This is a genomic window from Pedobacter petrophilus (assembly GCF_009674725.1).
GTDB lineage: Bacteria > Bacteroidota > Bacteroidia > Sphingobacteriales > Sphingobacteriaceae > Pedobacter > Pedobacter petrophilus.
In genome coordinates, this window is sequence record NZ_WKKH01000003.1 from 44,412 (window position 1) to 61,634 (window position 17,223).

The following is a 17,223-nucleotide window of genomic DNA, read 5'->3' on the forward strand; positions in this document are numbered from 1 at the left end:
AAATCTCCATTACCTTGCAAGTTCACACCCTATTCGAAGGAACCTATTCGGTTGATGCAACGAAAAAATTTATTCCTTTCGATTCTGCTATCCATAATTTCAAAGACAGACCAGCATCTCTCTTTATCAATGTTCAGCCTTTTTTGGTTGAGTTGAAAAACGATCTAATCCTTTTTGATACAGGTTTGGGCTTCAGCGATGACCAGGGAGAATTGATTTTACATAAAAACATCCGCAATGCGGGTTTTGATCCTACGGATGTAACAAAGGTCTTAATGTCGCATTTACATTACGACCACGCTGGTGGAATGGTTCATAAACATGCTGATGGAAAATATGAACTCAGTTTCCCTGATGCAGAATATGTAATGAATCGTGGGGAGTGGGAAACTGCGTTTAGCAGCACTTCCAGTTCTTACCACACCGATATTTTTGATATTGTTCAACGCAATGCACAGCTAAAATTTGTGGAGGGTGATGGTAATTTAGATGAAAGTATAACCTATGAACTGACAGGTGCACATTGTCCATATCACCAGGTTTTTCTACTAACAGAAGGAAATGAAAAAGTCTTTTTTGGAGGTGATGTTTTACCAGAGCCTGCAGAACTGATCAAGAATTTTATTGCGAAATATGATTTCGATGGCCGCAAAGCGATGGAACTCCGCAAAGAATTTGGAAAAAGAGCCGCTGCAGAAAACTGGGAATGTTTATTCTATCACAGTAAAGACCAGGCTACAGGTTTTGTTGAGGAAATTGAGGGCGGCTTTAAGATTAGATAATTTTTAAGCTTATAGGCTAAAGGTAAAGCCCAAAGCTTAAAGACCAAGACAAATATTTACACCCTTAAAGAACCTAGGCTTATATATAACTTAGATCCCTGGATGGTGGTAAAAAAATAATTAAACAATAAAGGTCCCGATTTGCATCGAGACCTTTTTATTTTTCCAAGACAAGGGAAATTATTTTTTAGCTACTAATTTAACACCGATTTCAAAGTTATCATCAATCGCTTTGTCGCCAATGCTATCGAAGAATGATTTTGAACCGTAACGGATATCATATTTAGTTCTGTCTACAGTAATTTTTCCTGCTAATGCAGAAACAGTACCATCAGCATTTACGGCAACAGTAGCTGGAAAAGTTACTGGTTTAGTAATGCCTTTAATAGTTAAGTTACCTGTAACCGTTAACGCAGCACCAGAACCTGCAACTTTAGTAATTACGAAAGTTGAAGTTGGGAATTTAGCTGTTCCGAAGAAATCATCTGCTTTTAAGTGACCTTCTAATTTCGCGCTACCATCTGCATCTTTAATAGAGTTCATATCGATAGTGAATGTTCCACCAGTTACTTTTTTACCATCAACATTTAAAGTACCTGATTGTAAGCCGATTGTTCCGTTGTGAGAACCTGTTACTTTTTTACCAATCCAGGTGATGGTAGATTTTGCCGCATCAACAGTATAAGCTACTGGTTTAACCGGGCTTTTGAAAGCTGACAATGATACAACTGCCACTAATAAAAAGATTGAAGAGATTTTTAATTTCATGTTTGGTTTTTTTTAATTGTGATACAAAGATATTATAAAGGATCATCCATTATAATTAACCTATGTTAACTTTTTCAAAAATAAGGGATTTATTTAAAATCATTCTATGGACTGTGATATTATACAAAAGGTTTAATTAGTTTACTTTTTTATGAGAAATTGATATTTTGGAAAGCAATGTCAGCAATCAAGATCTAGGTTAGTCGGGCTTTACATTAAATCTTTTTTTTGCAATTTTCATGCTAAGCCTTTCGAAGTATTGCAACAAAAAAGTATATCATTCCAATCCCGTTTAAATAACAAAAGCTGTTGCTACTATTCTCAGTTTGCTAAAAACCAAAACGCCAAACAATTAAAGATTTCAATATATTTGAATAACCATTTCCAAAAAATTAAAATGACTAATAAATTTAATATAGAACATTGTAAACAAGAAGATGCAAAAAAGATAATTAATGGAATAAATGAATACAACCCTAAGTTAAGTTGCTGCTTTAAGCAATGCGTGGACAGCACTAGATTTTATAGTAAAAGATGATAATGATGTTGAAATTGGAGGAATATTATCTGGGATTGGTTGTTGGAATGGACTTGAAATAAAAGTACTTTGGGTTAAAGAAGATTATCGCAAAACTGGAATGGGCACAAAACTTTTAAAACATGTAGAAAATCTTGCCATTGAAAAAGGAGCAACCATTTCTATACTTGATACATTCGATTTTCAAGCTGAAGGATTTTACCTTAAAAATGGATATGAGCAGATTGGAGAAATAAATGACTTTCCTACTGGTCATAAACGAATTTACTTATTTAAAAAATTAATACTATGAACCAAAAAGTAAAATCAATCCGTCCGTTTATTGGCTCCAAAAATTTTGAAACATCAAGAAATTTCTATCGGGATTTAGGTTTTGAAGAAGTTACCTTAGGCGATCAAATGTCAGTTTTTACTATGGGTAACCTGGCTTTTTATTTACAAAAGGCTTATGTTAAGGATTGGATAGACAATACCATGATTTTTATGGAAGTTGAAGATATTAACCAGTTTTATATGGAATTACTGGCATTGAACCTGCCTGACCAATATGAAAACGTGAGGCTGAGTCCTGTCCGTAAAGAAGATTGGGGAAGCGAATGTTTCCTTCATGATCCTTCAGGAATTTTATGGCATTTCGGGGAGTTTAAATGAGCTTAATTGATAGTCATCTAATGAATATAAATGATGCCAATATTCATACCTTAATATGATGACTAACAAAAAATCTGCAAGCCTGATGAATGAATTCACAAAAACTTGCAGATTATTGGTTTGCTAACCCACGAACTAAGGCTTAAGGTAAGGCGGTGAAAAGGCAAACCTTTCACCTTCTACCTTTCTACCCTCTACCTTATTAAGGTACTATTTCTTCTAAATAACTTTCAACCGGCGGACAAGCACAAATTAAAGAGCGGTCGCCATGGCTATCATTCACTCGTCCAACTGATGGCCAGAACTTGCGCGCTAACACATAAGGTAGCGGAAATGCAGCAGTCTGACGGCTGTAGGCATGCTCCCAATCATTAGCTGTAATTACAGCAACGGTATGAGGTGCATTTTTCAGTGGGTTATCAACTTTATCGAAAGTTAAATTTTCTACCTGATTGATTTCTTTTTTAATCGCGATTAACGCATCACAGAAACGATCTAACTCATGTTTAGGTTCAGATTCTGTAGGCTCAACCATTAAGGTACCTGCAACGGGGAATGAAACTGTTGGTGCGTGGAAACCATAATCCATTAAACGTTTCGCAATGTCTACCACTTCAATTCCAAAAGCCTTGAATGAACGACAATCTAAAATCATCTCGTGTGCGCAACGACCCTGAGCACCTGAATAAAGTACCGGATAGTGTTGCTCTAAACGAGCTTTCATATAATTCGCGTTTAAGATTGCATATTTAGTAGCGTTGGTTAAACCCTCAGCCCCCATCATGGCAATATAAGCGTGAGAAATAATTAAGATTGATGCTGAACCCCAGGGCGCAGATGAAACTGCAGAAATAGATTTTCCTTTATCAATATCAACCACTGCGTGACCAGGAAGATATGGAACCAAATGTTTCGCCACACCAATTGGGCCCATACCAGGACCACCACCACCGTGAGGAATACAAAAGGTTTTGTGTAAGTTTAGGTGACAAACATCGGCGCCAATATTTGCCGGGCTTGTTAACCCAACCTGCGCATTCATGTTCGCACCATCCATATAAACCTGTCCGCCGTTAGCGTGAACAGTTTCACAAATTTCGATAATGCTTTCTTCGAATACACCATGGGTTGATGGGTAAGTAACCATCAAACAAGATAGATTGTCTTTATGCAATTCTGCTTTTGCCTTTAAATCTTCCACATCAATGTTTCCATTTTCTAAAGACTTAACTACCACAATTTTCATATCGGCCATTGCCGCAGAAGCAGGGTTTGTACCATGGGCAGAAGCAGGAATCAATGCCACATTACGGTGGAAATCTCCTCTATCATGATGGTAAGCACGGATGACCATTAAACCAGCATATTCGCCCTGAGCACCAGCATTTGGCTGTAAACTCATTGCTGCAAATCCAGTAATTTCACTCAACCATTTATCCAGTTCATTGAAAACCGAGTAATACCCCAATACCTGATCAGCTGGTGCAAATGGGTGAACGCGACCGAAGTGAGACCAGGTTACCGGAATCATTTCTGCTGTTGCATTTAATTTCATGGTGCAACTTCCCAAAGCAATCATTGAGTGGCAAAGCGATAAATCTTTTGCTTCTAATGATTTAATATAACGCAACATTTCATGTTCTGAGTGATGCGAATTAAAAATCGGGTGTGCTAAATAATCCGAAGTACGTTGTAAAGCTGATGGAATAACCGTTTCTACGTTTTCAACCACTTCAACTTCATCAGCAGCAATTGCTTTAACTTTCGCGAAGATTTTAGCAATTAAAGCTACATCAGCAAAAGTGGTTGTTTCGTCGATAGAAATCGTGGCTACATTACCAACGTAGTTTAAATTGATTTCGTTATCAATACAACCCGATTGGATACCACCTTTTAAATCGCCCAAGTCGAAACGAATCGTATCGAAATAAGCTGAGTTTAATTGCTCAAAGCCTAAACCTTTCAACGTTGATGCTAAGCTGATTGCCAAACCATGTGTACGTTCTGCAATGGCTTTTAATCCTTTTGGCCCATGATATGCTGCATAAAAACCAGCCATAATAGCCAATAATGCCTGAGCGGTACAGATGTTTGACGTTGCTTTATCTCTACGGATGTGTTGCTCGCGGGTTTGCAAAGCCATGCGTAAAGCATAATCGCCATGGCTATCAATGGTTACACCAATGATCCGGCCCGGGATTGAACGTTTGTATTCTTCTTTAGTTGCAAAAAAAGCTGCATGCGGGCCACCAAAACCCATCGGAATACCAAAACGTTGTGTAGTTCCTACAACAATATCAGCTCCCCATTCGCCCGGAGGCGTTAATAAGGTTAAACTTAAAATATCAGCAGCAACTGTTAATTTAATATTTTGATTGTGTAATTCTGAAGCAAAATTTTTATAGTCGAAAACTTCACCATTACCTGCCGGATATTGAACGATTGCACCGAAGAAATCTTCCGTAGCAGTAAAATCCAGGTGACTGCCAATAACCAATTCTATACCATATGGATTGGCACGCGTTTTTAAAATATCAATGGTTTGTGCAAAAAGCAATTCGGAAACGAAGAACTTTTTAGCCGCCTGATTTTTACGCGTGCTGTACTGCATAAACATGGCTTCAGCCGCTGCAGTACCTTCATCTAAAAGTGATGCATTGGCAATTTCCATTCCGGTTAAATCAATTACCATGGTTTGGAAGTTCAATAATGCCTGTAAACGACCCTGCGCAATCTCTGCCTGGTAGGGCGTGTATTGCGTATACCATCCCGGATTTTCGAACACATTACGCAAAATTACCCCTGGCGTAATGGTATCATAATAACCTTGACCGATAAAGCTTTTGAAGACTTTATTTAACAATGAAGTTTGTTTTAAAGCACCAAGATATTCAGTTTCTGACTTTGCTGCAGGCAAGTTGAGCGGTTGTTTTAACCGAATCGTTGCCGGAACTGTTTGTTCAATCAGCTCATCAATTGAATTTACGCCAACAACTTCCAACATTTCGGCTGTATCTGCCTCATTGGGTGCGATATGACGATTTTGAAAATCTTCCTTGTAATGGATATTTAAGCTCATGCGGTATGAATAATAAATTTCCCGCAAAGGTAACAAAAAGGCACCTATTTTAAGCATGAAAAGCACTCCCAATCGTCATATTTTCGTAGCTAAACAATAGATAAAATCTAGGTTTTTAGTAGGATAAGCTAATTTTTTATCACTTTCAAAATTATACCGCGATCAGCCGGAAGTTAACCTATGAAATATTTTGTTTAACTATATTTTTACTATATCCAGGGGAGTAAACAAACCTCTTTTTTGCACTTTAATAACCGGAGAAATCGCAGTTCTTAAACATATTCAATTTTAGTAGCTTTGAAAATTACTTCAATTACCGCTTGATGCCGAAAAACCAGAATACCGTTGCTTTATTAGTTCACGCCTGCGACCGATATGAATTTCTTTATAGAGGCTTCGACCACTTTTTCTCTAAAAACTGGAATTTTAAGATTCCATGCAGCTATTATTTTGCCACAGAGGTTAAAGATGCAAAAGTGAATGGCTTTCAAAATATTAAATCGGGCAAAGGTGAATGGGCAGACCGGTTGGTTACCTTATTAAATGGTATGGAGGAAGAATATGTACTCTATTTTCAGGAGGATATGTGGTTAAGCAAACCGGTAAATGCAGCATTTTTTAATCAGTTATTCGATTTTGCAATAGAGAATAACTGCCAGCAAATTAAGCTTCACAGTTCAGCCGTTTACAAAACAATTGCAACTGAAAATGTTATTGAGGGTTTTAATATTGCCACCATAGATAACAAGGCTTCAGATTTTTTAATGTCGCACCAGGTTACCCTTTGGAAAAAAGATTTCCTGCTGAAGCAGCTTTACAAGAAAGAACACCCCTGGCGAAATGAACGTAAAGGTACCAAACGCCTGAAAAAACTGAACCCAGTCATTCATCACATCGATTATTTTTCAGAAAACGGTTCAAAGGAAATTAATCAGAATAAAAAGCCAGTTCAGCGAAGCGAATACTTTGCTGTTTCGTTTAACAGCACATTAAACCATAACGCCATTCGATTTATTGATGAGTTAAATTCAGGCAATGAGGATGAGAAAAACTTTGCTATTGAATTGCAAAATCATTACGACAATTCGTTAACTCATGATGGCAAGGCAAAACCCAAAAAAACTGACCTATTTAAACAGTTTAAAACCTGGTTTTCAAAAAAGAAAGATTAACCGTATTCAGTCAATCTTTCTGTTACGCCAATATTATTTCTGTACCCGCCAGCCTTCTTGTTTGTCCAGCTTCAATTTGTAGGTTTTTGTAATGAAGTTGCTGTTTTTACTGGCCTCTTTATCAAAAGGCCCAAAATCAGTTGTTATCATTTTCAGAGAAACGGTCACCTTCGCCGTACTGGAATTTACTTGTTGAAAATTAACTGGTTTTTCGTCGGCTAAAACATAAGTTAAAGCTTTAACTGTTGCCCGGTCTGCATCTTGTTTTAATACCAACGGACTAGCTTTATCTGTTAAATTAATTTGATAAACAAAGCTACTGTCTTTAGAAAGAAATTTCTTTTTCGCCTCTTTTAAATTCAAGGTAACCAGTCCTTTATTTGCTAAAGATTTATATTTCCCAAGCTCAAACATTTCGCTTGTACTGTTAAATTTAATTTCACCAAACTTGAATCGGATGGTTTTATATTCCGGATTGGCTTTTAAATAATCCGTAATAACTTCGCCAGCTTCATCTTGATTAATGGTGACTTTGGTTTTACATCCGGCAAAGCCGATTATAAGAACGGACAAAATATAAATGGTAATTTTTTTCATGTTGATTGCTTTATGCTTTTTTAAAGGTATTTAATTTTAGTTTAACCGCAAAGGAAGCAAAGTGTTTCGTATAGGAAGAAATTAAGGAAGGTGCAACCGCAAAGGACGCAAAAGTATTTCGCAAAGGAAGCAAAGGATAAATGTAAAGTCTAAGCTAAGCCTAGTTTGTCTGTGAATGCATTTATGTTTCCACGGTAGTTAATAATTATTTTTAGCCTCCCAACTTTGTGCCCTTTGCGTTTAACTTCCAATTCTTTGTGGTTAAATATCAAAGTTCATAACATCAAAGACACAAAGTGTATCGCAAAGGAAGCCAAGAGCCCAAATCTATATATTACCCAAATCTAGGTGTGTGCTGCGCGATTTCATTGTGTGCTTGGTGGTTAATTTGAACCAAGCTTTTTACCCCAACCTTACCGTTCTTTGCGTTTTAAACTCCGCGAACTTTGCGGTTAAAAACTTACCTCGTCCGTTTCAAATACTTCAAATTTGGCAACACCATTGCTGACAGAATAATGGCAACGCCTACCCATCTTAAAAAAGACACCTGTTCCTGCAATATAAAACCTGCCATCATTACTGCCACCGGTAGTTCTGCAGCACTCAAAATAGAGCTTAAGGCCGTCCCGATTTTCGGTACACCTTCAGCATAAAACAGCGGAGGTATTACCGTACCGAAAACAGCAATAATCAAACCCCATTTTAATAAACTCCCACCTAAAGCGCCATTAAACAGAAATGCAGGAGGGAAAAGTATAAAAATTAAGATACAGGCTCCCGTAATCATCAGGGCACTTTTTTTCAATGCCGGGTATTCGGTTCCAATTCGGCCACTGAGCATCAAAAAGCCTGCATAACACAATGCCGCCAATAGGCCAAAACCAATTCCAGTGAGGTTTAATGCTGAAATACTGGTTTCCACCATTCCACTGGCTAATACTGTTCCTCCTAAAACCAATAAAATTGCCGCAAATTGTATTCCTGAAGGTCTCTTTTTAAAAATCAAAAACTCAAGTAAAATACTCATCCAGATAAATTGCATCAGCAAAATAATCGCAACAGAATTTGGAACCAGTTTTACACATTGATAGTAAAAAACGCTGACAAAGCCAGTACAAGTTCCGGCAAGCACCATTTTCCACCATGGTGTTACAATTTTAATTTCTTTTGCCTTGTAAGCTGACGTTCGACTTTGGAAGAAAAATAGTGCCCATAAAATAACAGCGCCGAAAAACGCCTGCGCACCAGTTACATCACCTAAAGTATAACCTTCGTGATAGGCAAGCTTGACAAAAGTAGATAAGATGCCAAAACTACAGGCACCAAAAAAGACAAGGAGAATTCCTTTTAACATTCGATTGTATCAAGTATTTAGAATCAAGTATCAAGAGATACGTTTCTAAGCCAGTTGCTGTAAATATTTTTGAATGGTGGTTTCCAACCCTAAATAAAGCGCATCGCTAATTAAGGCATGACCGATGGAAACTTCTAATAAGCCTGGGATACTTTGGGCAAAGTAATGAAGGTTATGCAAATCTAAATCATGCCCCGCATTAATCCCTAAGCCTAATTTATTCGCATGATGTGCTGCAGCAATATAATTAACAATCGCCTTTTCACGATCGGCATAATAATTATGCGCATAAGCTTCGGTATATAACTCAATTCTATCTGTACCCGTTTCTACAGCGCCTTCTACCATCTCCACAACAGGATCTACGAAAACCGAAACCCTGATGCCTTCTTTTTGAAAAACACCAACCATCTCTTTTAAATAGTCTCTGTTTTTAATGGTATCCCAACCATGGTTAGACGTGATCTGACCTTCAGCATCTGGTACTAAAGTAACCTGAGCTGGTTTGTTCGCAAGTACCAGATCGACAAATTTATCCTCACGGCAATTGCCTTCGATATTAAATTCTGTTGCAATTGCGGCCTTTAAGTCGTACACATCCTGGTACCTGATATGACGCTCATCCGGCCGCGGATGAACCGTAATCCCCTGCGCACCGAAGCGTTCACAATCTAATGCAACCTTAACTAAATCAGGATTATTACCTCCGCGACTGTTGCGAAGTGTAGCAATTTTATTGATGTTAACCGATAACTTTGTCATGCCTCAAAGATAAGGCTTTGCCTTTGTTAATCGGAAACGTTGAAGAAATTTGACTTTTTTTTGCTCATATTTGTTCGAATCAAGATGAATTTAAAGGACACAACACTATATAAACTCCTGATCGTTTTACTTGCGCTGGCGAGTATCCCTGCATTATTTGGGAGCGTAATGGAACCTGATGGCGCATTGTATGCATCCATGTCGAAAAACATTATTCTCTTCCAGGATTGGTTTAACCTTTACGGGCGGGGTGCAGACTGGTTAGACAAACCACATTTAACTTTTTGGATTACCGCAGCATCTTTTAAAATGTTTGGGATTACTGCTTTTGCCTATAAATTGCCATCTTTCCTTTTTGGCTTGCTGGGTGCCTGGTACCTCTACAAACTTGCGAGCGCTATCTATGATGAGAAAACTGCTTTAATCTCTTCTGTTATTTTTTTAAGCGCGCTCCACATCATTACCTCAACTTTTGATGTCAGGGCAGAAATTTATATCACCACCTTCACCCTTGCCTCCATTTATCATTACTATAAAGCACACCAGGGTTCTTTCTGGCACCTTATTGCCGGATCATTTTTTGCAGCTTGCGCCATTTTAATTAAAGGTATTTTTGTACTAATTCCGGTATTCGCAGGTTTCATCATCTACTGGTTATTCACTAAACAATATAAACAATTATGGCAACCTAAATGGTGGATAGCAATCGTATTAATCTTCGTATTTATTACGCCAGAACTTTATTCGCTTTACACACAATTTGATTTACATCCTGAGAAAATTGTATTCAACAGAACAGGTGTTTCGGGTTTAAAATTCTTTTTTTGGGATAGCCAGTTTGGTCGCTTTTTTAATAATGGCCCAATTAAAGGTAAAGGTGATCTTTCTTTTTTCCTGCACACCACGCTTTGGGCTTTTTTACCCTGGTCGATTTTATTTTACACCGCAGCGATCAATCTTTTTAAGAAAAAAAACAGAATTGACCTGGCACCGGAAAGCATTATGATTTGGGCGAGTGCCGCGGTTACTTTTTTGATATTTTCACTTTCAAAATTTCAGTTACCACATTACATCCTAATCATCTTTCCACAATTTTCGATTATTACAGCACTCTATTTGAAAAAGCTGGAAGGTAAAAGTCTTAACATTTTCTTCAAGGTGCAAAACGCGTTAGCTATCCTGGTTTTTATACTGCTTTCTGCCTTAAGTATTGTCTACGGATTTGATTATCCTTACCTCATAATTGGAATGCTCTCGGTCGTTTTAGGGGGTTCTTTTATCTTATTCAAAGGAATCAGGCTCGAAACCATTATTGCAAGAAGTGTATTTGTATCGGTAGGCTTAATGCTTTTCCTTTTTATATTCTTCTATCCGGCTATATTAAAATACCAGTCCGGAGGCATTGCAGGTGAATGGCTTAAGAAAAATCATCCCGCTGCAACACCTGCTGTTTTGAATTATATTGATGCTTTTTCTTTTGATTTTTATGCGCCAGGCGAAGTGAAGTACCTACATAATTATGAAGATTTAGATAGAATTAAAGATCAACAAAATCTGATAATCTATGTACCAGAAGCTGAACTTCCTAGGTTAAAAAGTGAATACAAAGCTGAAGTATTAAAATCTTTCGAATACTTCCACACCACTAAATTAACCGGTAAATTTTTAAATGCGAAAACGCGCCCTCAGGTTTTAGAACACTTCTATCTCGTTAAATTGCATTAGTATGGACGTATTTTTCCGCATCATAAAATTTGGATTAACAGGCCTACTCGGAATGGCAATAGATTTTGGAGCAACCTGGCTGTTTAAAGAAAAAATAAAGGTTAATAAATATGTTGCCAACGCCATCGGCTTTTCCCTTGCGGTAACCAATAACTATTTAATAAACCGTGCCTGGACTTTTCAAAGTACCAATATGCACTGGGGAACAGAATTTGGTAAGTTTCTGATAGTAAGCTTAATTGGATTGGGCTTAAATACCTTCATCATCTACCTTTTTCATCAGCGGAAAAATGGAACTAACTTCTACGCAGCGAAATTTTTTGCTATTGTAATCGTATTTGTATGGAACTTTCTGGCAAATATGTTATTCACATTTAAGTAACATTCTTCCCGATAAAGTAGAAGACAACAAGCCAGATTAATCCTTTTATTAAAAAGAATAAAAACCCGAACAGGCCTACACGCTTAAACCATAATTTTACCTTTTCTTTGTTCATTGCCTATTGGTAAAGATAAAATTTTTGAATTAAATTAGAAAGATTTCAAATAAGGAATGATGACTGCAACAAGATTTTCACACTTTGTTTTCTTTGCTTTGCTCTTATTGTATTCAAATAATTATGCGCAGCCATTTAACAACATCGGGCATTATAAAACTAACTTTTACAGCGCATCTAACGGTATATTGAAACTAATCGCGATTAGAAGTTTTACGAATGATAAGCAAAAGTATTTCCTATTGGTAGATCCAACAACGTTAGATACAAAAGTCGATCTGGCCAGCCATTACTCCATCAATAGTTTAGAATGGCCGAATGTTTTGGCCATTTTCAAAAACAGTCCTTATATTAAATCTTTGGAAACAGCAGCAGCGAGAGATCTGCAGTTACAAAATGCCGGTATTGATCATGCCATCCCCAGAGAAAAGGGCATCACGCTAACCATCGATTTATGTCCGTCGCATAAAAGTTTAGACCGGATTATTTTTCAGTCTGTTTTTGATGAATTTAATAAAACAGAGCAGCCTACTCCTTTAGCAGTTTCCGTTTCTGGAAAGTGGATGCTAAAACATCAGGATGATTTGAACTGGCTAAAGAGCCTGATTGATAAGAAAGCGTTAACGATCACCTGGGTAAACCATTCTTATAATCATGAGGTAAATTCATTGCCATTAGCAGAAAACTTTTTATTAGCCCCTGGAACAAACATGGATATGGAAGTTTTAGAAAATGAAAAGCTGATGCTGAAAAATGGCTTAATCCCATCTGTATTTTTTAGATTTCCAGGATTGGTATCAGATAAAAGTATTGTGGATAAAATAATCGCTTACGGCTTAATTCCTATTGGCAGCGATGCCTGGCTTGCCAAAGGGCAGCAGCCGAATGCAGGCAGTATTGTACTGATTCATGGCAATGGAAATGAAGAAATTGGCGTGAAAGATTTCCTTCAATTACTCAAAACTAAACAAGCTGAGGTGAAAAATAAACAATGGTTATTGTTCGATTTAAGGCAAGGGTTAGAAAAAGAATTTGAGCGGTAACTGCTACTTATGAAAGGTATCCAAAAACAGATCTTCTACTTTTTTACGTGCCCAGGGCATTCTTCGCAGGAAATTTAAGCTCGATTTAATACTTTGGTTATTGGTGAAACAATCAATCCTGATTAAGGCACCAAGTTTTTCCCAACCGTAGTGAACCTGCAAATCAGTTACAATTTTCTCAAGGGTGATCCCGTGTAAAGGATTATTCTTCTGCGTTTCTGCCATAGCACAAAGGTAAATTAAATCACAAAATTATGAAGGAATATATTGCGCCATCCAAACTGTTGCACCTCCACAGCTTTCATCATTAACATGATGTTTCAAAATCGTAAAGTTATTTTCCAATAAAATGGATTGATAACTGGCAGGATCAAGCGAAGCATGATGTAAATGCTCACCACCAATAAATCCCCAGGCCTCGCCTTCTTCGGTACCAGAAGTAAACAGGAGAATGCCATTTTCCTGAAGATGATGAGCAAAAATGCTAAACATTTTGGATTGATCTGCTGCAGGCAGATGAAAGAAACTGTGCCAGGCTATAATTGCATCAAACTTTTTAGTCAATTGAAGATTGCGCATATCTTCCTGTAAAAAAGTGACTTGAGGAAAATTTAGCCGGGCCAGATCCAACATCTTTTCACTTGCATCTACACCGGTTACTTTAAATCCCAAATGATTTAAATATTCCAATATTGGTTTTCCGTTTCCACAGCCTAAATCCAATATTTCGCCATCAGCCGGAATCAATTTAATTACATCATCGAGATATTGCTTTTCTATTAAAACATGATCCCGGTTTTTCGAAAACCAGTTTGCAATTTTATCATAAACCTTAAAAACATGCTCACGCTCGAAGCTTTCTTCTTCCATCGCTATTAAAAACTTACGGCAGTTGCATCAATTTCAATTAACATCCCTGCTAAAGCTAACCTGGCAACAGGAATCAGGGTATTCACCGGGAATTTCAGATCAGGCCATATTCTGGTAGATTCTTCAATCAGGATTTCATGTTTCTGATCATCATAATCTACAACAAGTGTCGTTAATTTTGCGATGTGATTCATTTTAAGCCCTTTGCCAGCCAATGCGGTTTCGATATTTTCGAACACGATTTTCACCTGGGTTCTGAAATCTTCACTTAAAACTCCGTCTGTTTTGCTCCCACCCTGGCCGGCTACAAAAACCAATAAATCAGCTGCAGTTACAGTTGCTACATGCGAGTAAGCATGGGCGCGGGGATCATAAATACCAGCTGGATTGCTTATTTCTAAAGAATGCTCTTTCATAAATATAACTTGAGCAACTAAATTATGTATTTCCGTGTTCGAAACTGTAGACTTATTGCAATAAAAAAGCCGGACAGTTTTACCATTGCCCGGCTTAAAAATGTTAAGGTTATAAGTAATTACCGATGGAATTAATTTACCGGTACCGCTATACTTTAATTTGTTCCCGCTGTCCAGGTATTATTATCTGGATTGCTATCAGGCAAAACCTTATCAGGATCTAAAGTAACGGAAGTAATTTCTTCTGTCGTAGGATAAGAAACCAACCAGCTGTTATTTTTCATCCAAACATCAACCGGAAGTTTTATGATATCTGTTTTACCGCTTTTCGTTTTAACCTGCAAGATAATTGGCATTGGCATTTTCTCTAAGTTTAACACTTTTATGGTGTAACCTGTTAGTTTTCCATCGGTTTTAACTTCCTGAACGGAACCTATGCCCTGATCCATTTTCCAGCTGTTTAAGAACCAGCTTCTCCAAAACCATGCTAAATTCTCTCCGGAACCGTTTTCCATCGAGCGGAAAAAATCATAAGGTGTAGGGTGCTTGAATGCCCAGTTTTTAATATATTGACGGAAAGCATAATCGAAACGATCTTCGCCTAAAATTTGATTTCTCAAAATATCCAGTCCCCATCCTGGTTTTGCATATAAGTTAACGCCAATGTTTGCTTCTGTCATCCCATCAGGCATCAGCATAATATTTTCATATTTTGGATTGCCAATAACTTGCTTCCCAATAGTATTCATATTGGTTGTACGCTGAGCATACTCTCCTTTATTAAAGTTTTTAGATGAAATGCCATTGATGAAGGTATTAAAGCCCTCATCCATCCAACCAAACTTGCGTTCATTAGACCCAACAATCATCGGGAACCAGGTATGTCCAAATTCGTGATCAATTACACCCCATGCGCTTCCTTTTTTAGCTTTCCATCCGCAAAATACAATCCCAGGATATTCCATCCCACCAATATTTGTGGCTACGTTAACCGCCATTGGGTAAGGATATTCAAACCATTTTGTAGAATAATGTTCAATAGTACTTTTTACGTATTCTACACCTCTTCCGTAGGCATCCACACCATTACTTTCTACAGGCTGGGCAGAAACAGCTAAAGATTTCTTACCACTTGGCAAGTTGATTCTAGCTGCATCTAAAACAAAAGCTTTTGAAGAAGCCCATGCTGCATCGCGGGCATTTATAATTTTGTATTTCCAGGTTAATTTGTCTTTCGCAGGGCGGGATTTAGGATCAGTAACCTCAGCTTCTGAACGAATGTGCACAGTTTCATCACTGTTTTTTGCAGTATTCCATCTTTTTAATTGCTCGGGTGTAAAGACTTCAGCAGGGTTTAGTAATTCACCAGAACCCATCACGATGTGGCTTGCAGGAGCTGTAATGGCAAAATTGATGTCTCCATATTCACAATAAAATTCGCCACCACCCCAATAAGGCAAAGTGTTCCATCCCATTACGTCATCATACACACACATCCGTGGAAACCATTGTGCAATTGCGAAAATCTCGCCATTTTTAGTGGTTAAATGACCTGTTCTATCAGATCCTTCTTTTGGCACTACATAAGCGTAATCAATTTTAATGGTAATAACTTCGCCGTTTGCAGCTAAAGGCTGATCTAAACGAATCTGCATCCTGGTATCCTCAATCAGTGAAGTAAACTTTACATCCCCTGATTTTTTCGATACCATCACTTTTTTAATTTCATAGCCACCATCAAATTTTTCTCCCTGAGCACCATATCGGCTACGCGATGGTGTAATTTGTTTGCCACGGGAATTTTCTTTAAAAGTATTCTGATCTAATTGTAGCCATAAATACGGCAATTGATCCGGACTATTGTTTTTGTAAGTCAGCGTAACCGAACCGGTTACTAAGTTTTGGGTTTCATCAAGGTTGGCAGTGATATTATAATCCACCCGGTTTTGCCAATATTTAGCTCCCGGTGCGCCAATTGCGGAACGAAATTCGTTTCCATTTTGAGTGTAGAACAATGGTCCGAACGCTTCGGCAGAATTGTAATTTGATACTGGTGCAGCTTGTTGTGCAAAAGCAGCGCATGCAGACGCACAACTAAGCGCGCACAAAGCGACTAGTTTGGTTATTTTCATGTTAATAAGTTGTATTACGGATGTAAATATAAAGAATAAGCACATATGACGAAATATGTGCTTATAATGTTACCTCTGGAATATAAATTTACTTAATTCTCTTTCAATTTTGGCAAATCCTGTAGTTTTTTCTGCTGCGGAGTGAGTTTTTGCCAGGCAACATATGCCCTGGAGATATAATAATTGTATCGATATGGCCTTTCTGCTTTTACCAGCTCTACAGATGGACGATAAATAACCATAAAGCTCTTCAGTTCTTCGCCTTGTAATTTCGTTAATTCAGTAACTGCTTTTTCACTAAAATTCTGATCGATCTCTTCGAGATACATATCTTTTTCTTCAAGATCTGCTTCTTTCCGTTGTTGTCTTTTGTATTTTCCGTAACCCAGGTTCAAATTCAAACCTCCAACTTTATCAGTCATTCTTTTTCTCTGGAGATTTCCACCTGTATTTAAGAGGGTATATTTTTCTGCCAGCGGATCTTTAGCATCTGTGATCTGGCTGTTCATTCGTACCCCTCTCACATCAACATCTGCCAAACTATTAGATTTTACCGGCAGGTAGATTGTTCTGTTTAATAAGTTGGTTAAGTATAAGGTGTCAGTATGGTAACCTACTGCCGAAAATTCAATTAAATCGCCAACTGTAGCTGCAATAGTGTATTTACCCTCTCTATTTGTGCTGGTTGTTTTCTTACTGTTAATGTTGCGGACAGAAACACCAGGTAATGATATTGTTTTTTTAGAATAATCGAATACAGTACCTGTAGTTACGGTTTGCGCAAACACTCCAAAAGGTAGGGCGAGGAGAAAAAAGATGATCAGCTTATACATAGGT

17 protein-coding genes are annotated in these 17,223 nt (G+C 37.7%); 7 read left to right on the forward strand and 10 right to left on the reverse strand.

Annotated elements, in window-relative coordinates; genetic code table 11:
* The first annotated feature begins 14 nt into the window (after positions 1-14).
* Positions 15-782: an MBL fold metallo-hydrolase gene (locus tag GJU39_RS02510; RefSeq protein ID WP_154279117.1), complete on the forward strand. Its 768-nt coding sequence runs from the start codon at positions 15-17 to the stop codon at positions 780-782.
* A gap of 180 nt (positions 783-962) precedes the next feature.
* On the opposite strand, the gene GJU39_RS02515 is transcribed toward GJU39_RS02510, so the two are convergent.
* Positions 963-1,550, reverse strand: coding sequence for a YceI family protein (locus GJU39_RS02515; RefSeq protein ID WP_154279118.1), 588 nt, complete (start codon positions 1,548-1,550; stop codon positions 963-965).
* Between the two features lie 524 nt (positions 1,551-2,074).
* On the opposite strand from GJU39_RS02515, the gene GJU39_RS02520 reads away from it, so the two are divergent.
* Positions 2,075-2,380: a GNAT family N-acetyltransferase gene (locus GJU39_RS02520; protein ID WP_342448170.1), complete on the forward strand. Its 306-nt coding sequence runs from the start codon at positions 2,075-2,077 to the stop codon at positions 2,378-2,380.
* A complete protein-coding gene (locus GJU39_RS02525) occupies positions 2,377-2,739 on the forward strand; it encodes a VOC family protein (RefSeq protein WP_154279119.1) in 363 nt (120 codons plus the stop codon). Before GJU39_RS02520 ends, GJU39_RS02525 begins: the two co-directional genes overlap by 4 nt.
* A gap of 202 nt (positions 2,740-2,941) precedes the next feature.
* On the opposite strand, the gene gcvP is transcribed toward GJU39_RS02525, so the two are convergent.
* On the reverse strand, positions 2,942-5,818 hold the full coding sequence (gene gcvP, locus GJU39_RS02530; RefSeq protein WP_154279120.1) for an aminomethyl-transferring glycine dehydrogenase: 2,877 nt from the start codon (positions 5,816-5,818) through the stop codon (positions 2,942-2,944).
* A gap of 323 nt (positions 5,819-6,141) precedes the next feature.
* Here gcvP and GJU39_RS02535 point away from each other — a divergent pair, with 323 nt between their 5' ends.
* On the forward strand, positions 6,142-6,990 hold the full coding sequence (locus tag GJU39_RS02535; protein ID WP_154279121.1) for a hypothetical protein: 849 nt from the start codon (positions 6,142-6,144) through the stop codon (positions 6,988-6,990).
* A gap of 33 nt (positions 6,991-7,023) precedes the next feature.
* Here GJU39_RS02535 and GJU39_RS02540 read toward each other — a convergent pair whose 3' ends face one another.
* The 3 genes from GJU39_RS02540 to GJU39_RS02550 all read right to left on the reverse strand — a co-directional run bounded on the left by GJU39_RS02540 (position 7,024) and on the right by GJU39_RS02550 (position 9,703).
* On the reverse strand, positions 7,024-7,587 hold the full coding sequence (locus tag GJU39_RS02540) for a hypothetical protein (RefSeq protein ID WP_154279122.1): 564 nt from the start codon (positions 7,585-7,587) through the stop codon (positions 7,024-7,026).
* 460 nt (positions 7,588-8,047) lie between these two features.
* Positions 8,048-8,941 (reverse strand): EamA family transporter, encoded by an 894-nt coding sequence (locus GJU39_RS02545; RefSeq protein WP_154279123.1) that lies wholly within the window; start codon positions 8,939-8,941, stop codon positions 8,048-8,050.
* Between the two features lie 45 nt (positions 8,942-8,986).
* Positions 8,987-9,703, reverse strand: coding sequence for a pyridoxine 5'-phosphate synthase (locus GJU39_RS02550; protein WP_154279124.1), 717 nt, complete (start codon positions 9,701-9,703; stop codon positions 8,987-8,989).
* A gap of 84 nt (positions 9,704-9,787) precedes the next feature.
* Between GJU39_RS02550 and GJU39_RS02555 the strand changes: the two genes are divergently transcribed.
* The 3 genes from GJU39_RS02555 to GJU39_RS02565 all read left to right on the forward strand — a co-directional run bounded on the left by GJU39_RS02555 (position 9,788) and on the right by GJU39_RS02565 (position 12,968).
* A complete protein-coding gene (locus tag GJU39_RS02555; protein ID WP_154279125.1) occupies positions 9,788-11,428 on the forward strand; it encodes an ArnT family glycosyltransferase in 1,641 nt (546 codons plus the stop codon).
* Between the two features lies 1 nt (position 11,429).
* Positions 11,430-11,810: a GtrA family protein gene (locus GJU39_RS02560; protein ID WP_154279126.1), complete on the forward strand. Its 381-nt coding sequence runs from the start codon at positions 11,430-11,432 to the stop codon at positions 11,808-11,810.
* 171 nt (positions 11,811-11,981) lie between these two features.
* On the forward strand, positions 11,982-12,968 hold the full coding sequence (locus GJU39_RS02565) for a polysaccharide deacetylase family protein (protein ID WP_154279127.1): 987 nt from the start codon (positions 11,982-11,984) through the stop codon (positions 12,966-12,968).
* A gap of 3 nt (positions 12,969-12,971) precedes the next feature.
* On the opposite strand, the gene GJU39_RS02570 is transcribed toward GJU39_RS02565, so the two are convergent.
* From GJU39_RS02570 to GJU39_RS02590, 5 genes are all read right to left on the reverse strand, one after another.
* Positions 12,972-13,193 (reverse strand): VF530 family protein, encoded by a 222-nt coding sequence (locus GJU39_RS02570; protein ID WP_154279128.1) that lies wholly within the window; start codon positions 13,191-13,193, stop codon positions 12,972-12,974.
* A gap of 27 nt (positions 13,194-13,220) precedes the next feature.
* Complete coding sequence (locus GJU39_RS02575) at positions 13,221-13,838, reverse strand: class I SAM-dependent DNA methyltransferase (protein WP_154279129.1); 618 nt, start codon at positions 13,836-13,838, stop codon at positions 13,221-13,223.
* A gap of 5 nt (positions 13,839-13,843) precedes the next feature.
* Positions 13,844-14,254 carry a RidA family protein gene (locus GJU39_RS02580; protein WP_154279130.1) on the reverse strand — a complete coding sequence of 137 codons (411 nt, stop codon included), beginning with the start codon at positions 14,252-14,254 and terminating at the stop codon, positions 13,844-13,846.
* Between the two features lie 155 nt (positions 14,255-14,409).
* On the reverse strand, positions 14,410-16,386 hold the full coding sequence (locus tag GJU39_RS02585; RefSeq protein WP_167515632.1) for a M1 family metallopeptidase: 1,977 nt from the start codon (positions 16,384-16,386) through the stop codon (positions 14,410-14,412).
* Positions 16,387-16,478: 92 nt separating this feature from the next.
* A complete protein-coding gene (locus GJU39_RS02590) occupies positions 16,479-17,219 on the reverse strand; it encodes a carboxypeptidase-like regulatory domain-containing protein (protein WP_154279132.1) in 741 nt (246 codons plus the stop codon).
* Positions 17,220-17,223 lie beyond the last annotated feature (4 nt).

What these genes read in the sequence shown, in the direction of transcription:
- GJU39_RS02515 (WP_154279118.1), bottom strand. Translation starts at nt 1,550, where the DNA reads ATGAAATTAAAAATCTCTTCAATCTTTTTATTAGTGGCAGTTGTATCA.
- GJU39_RS02525 (WP_154279119.1), top strand. Translation starts at nt 2,377, where the DNA reads ATGAACCAAAAAGTAAAATCAATCCGTCCGTTTATTGGCTCCAAAAAT.
- gcvP (WP_154279120.1), bottom strand. Translation starts at nt 5,818, where the DNA reads ATGAGCTTAAATATCCATTACAAGGAAGATTTTCAAAATCGTCATATC.
- GJU39_RS02535 (WP_154279121.1), top strand. Translation starts at nt 6,142, where the DNA reads ATGCCGAAAAACCAGAATACCGTTGCTTTATTAGTTCACGCCTGCGAC.
- GJU39_RS02540 (WP_154279122.1), bottom strand. Translation starts at nt 7,587, where the DNA reads ATGAAAAAAATTACCATTTATATTTTGTCCGTTCTTATAATCGGCTTT.
- GJU39_RS02545 (WP_154279123.1), bottom strand. Translation starts at nt 8,941, where the DNA reads ATGTTAAAAGGAATTCTCCTTGTCTTTTTTGGTGCCTGTAGTTTTGGC.
- GJU39_RS02550 (WP_154279124.1), bottom strand. Translation starts at nt 9,703, where the DNA reads ATGACAAAGTTATCGGTTAACATCAATAAAATTGCTACACTTCGCAAC.
- GJU39_RS02555 (WP_154279125.1), top strand. Translation starts at nt 9,788, where the DNA reads ATGAATTTAAAGGACACAACACTATATAAACTCCTGATCGTTTTACTT.
- GJU39_RS02560 (WP_154279126.1), top strand. Translation starts at nt 11,430, where the DNA reads ATGGACGTATTTTTCCGCATCATAAAATTTGGATTAACAGGCCTACTC.
- GJU39_RS02565 (WP_154279127.1), top strand. Translation starts at nt 11,982, where the DNA reads ATGATGACTGCAACAAGATTTTCACACTTTGTTTTCTTTGCTTTGCTC.
- GJU39_RS02570 (WP_154279128.1), bottom strand. Translation starts at nt 13,193, where the DNA reads ATGGCAGAAACGCAGAAGAATAATCCTTTACACGGGATCACCCTTGAG.
- GJU39_RS02575 (WP_154279129.1), bottom strand. Translation starts at nt 13,838, where the DNA reads ATGGAAGAAGAAAGCTTCGAGCGTGAGCATGTTTTTAAGGTTTATGAT.
- GJU39_RS02580 (WP_154279130.1), bottom strand. Translation starts at nt 14,254, where the DNA reads ATGAAAGAGCATTCTTTAGAAATAAGCAATCCAGCTGGTATTTATGAT.
- GJU39_RS02585 (WP_167515632.1), bottom strand. Translation starts at nt 16,386, where the DNA reads ATGAAAATAACCAAACTAGTCGCTTTGTGCGCGCTTAGTTGTGCGTCT.
- GJU39_RS02590 (WP_154279132.1), bottom strand. Translation starts at nt 17,219, where the DNA reads ATGTATAAGCTGATCATCTTTTTTCTCCTCGCCCTACCTTTTGGAGTG.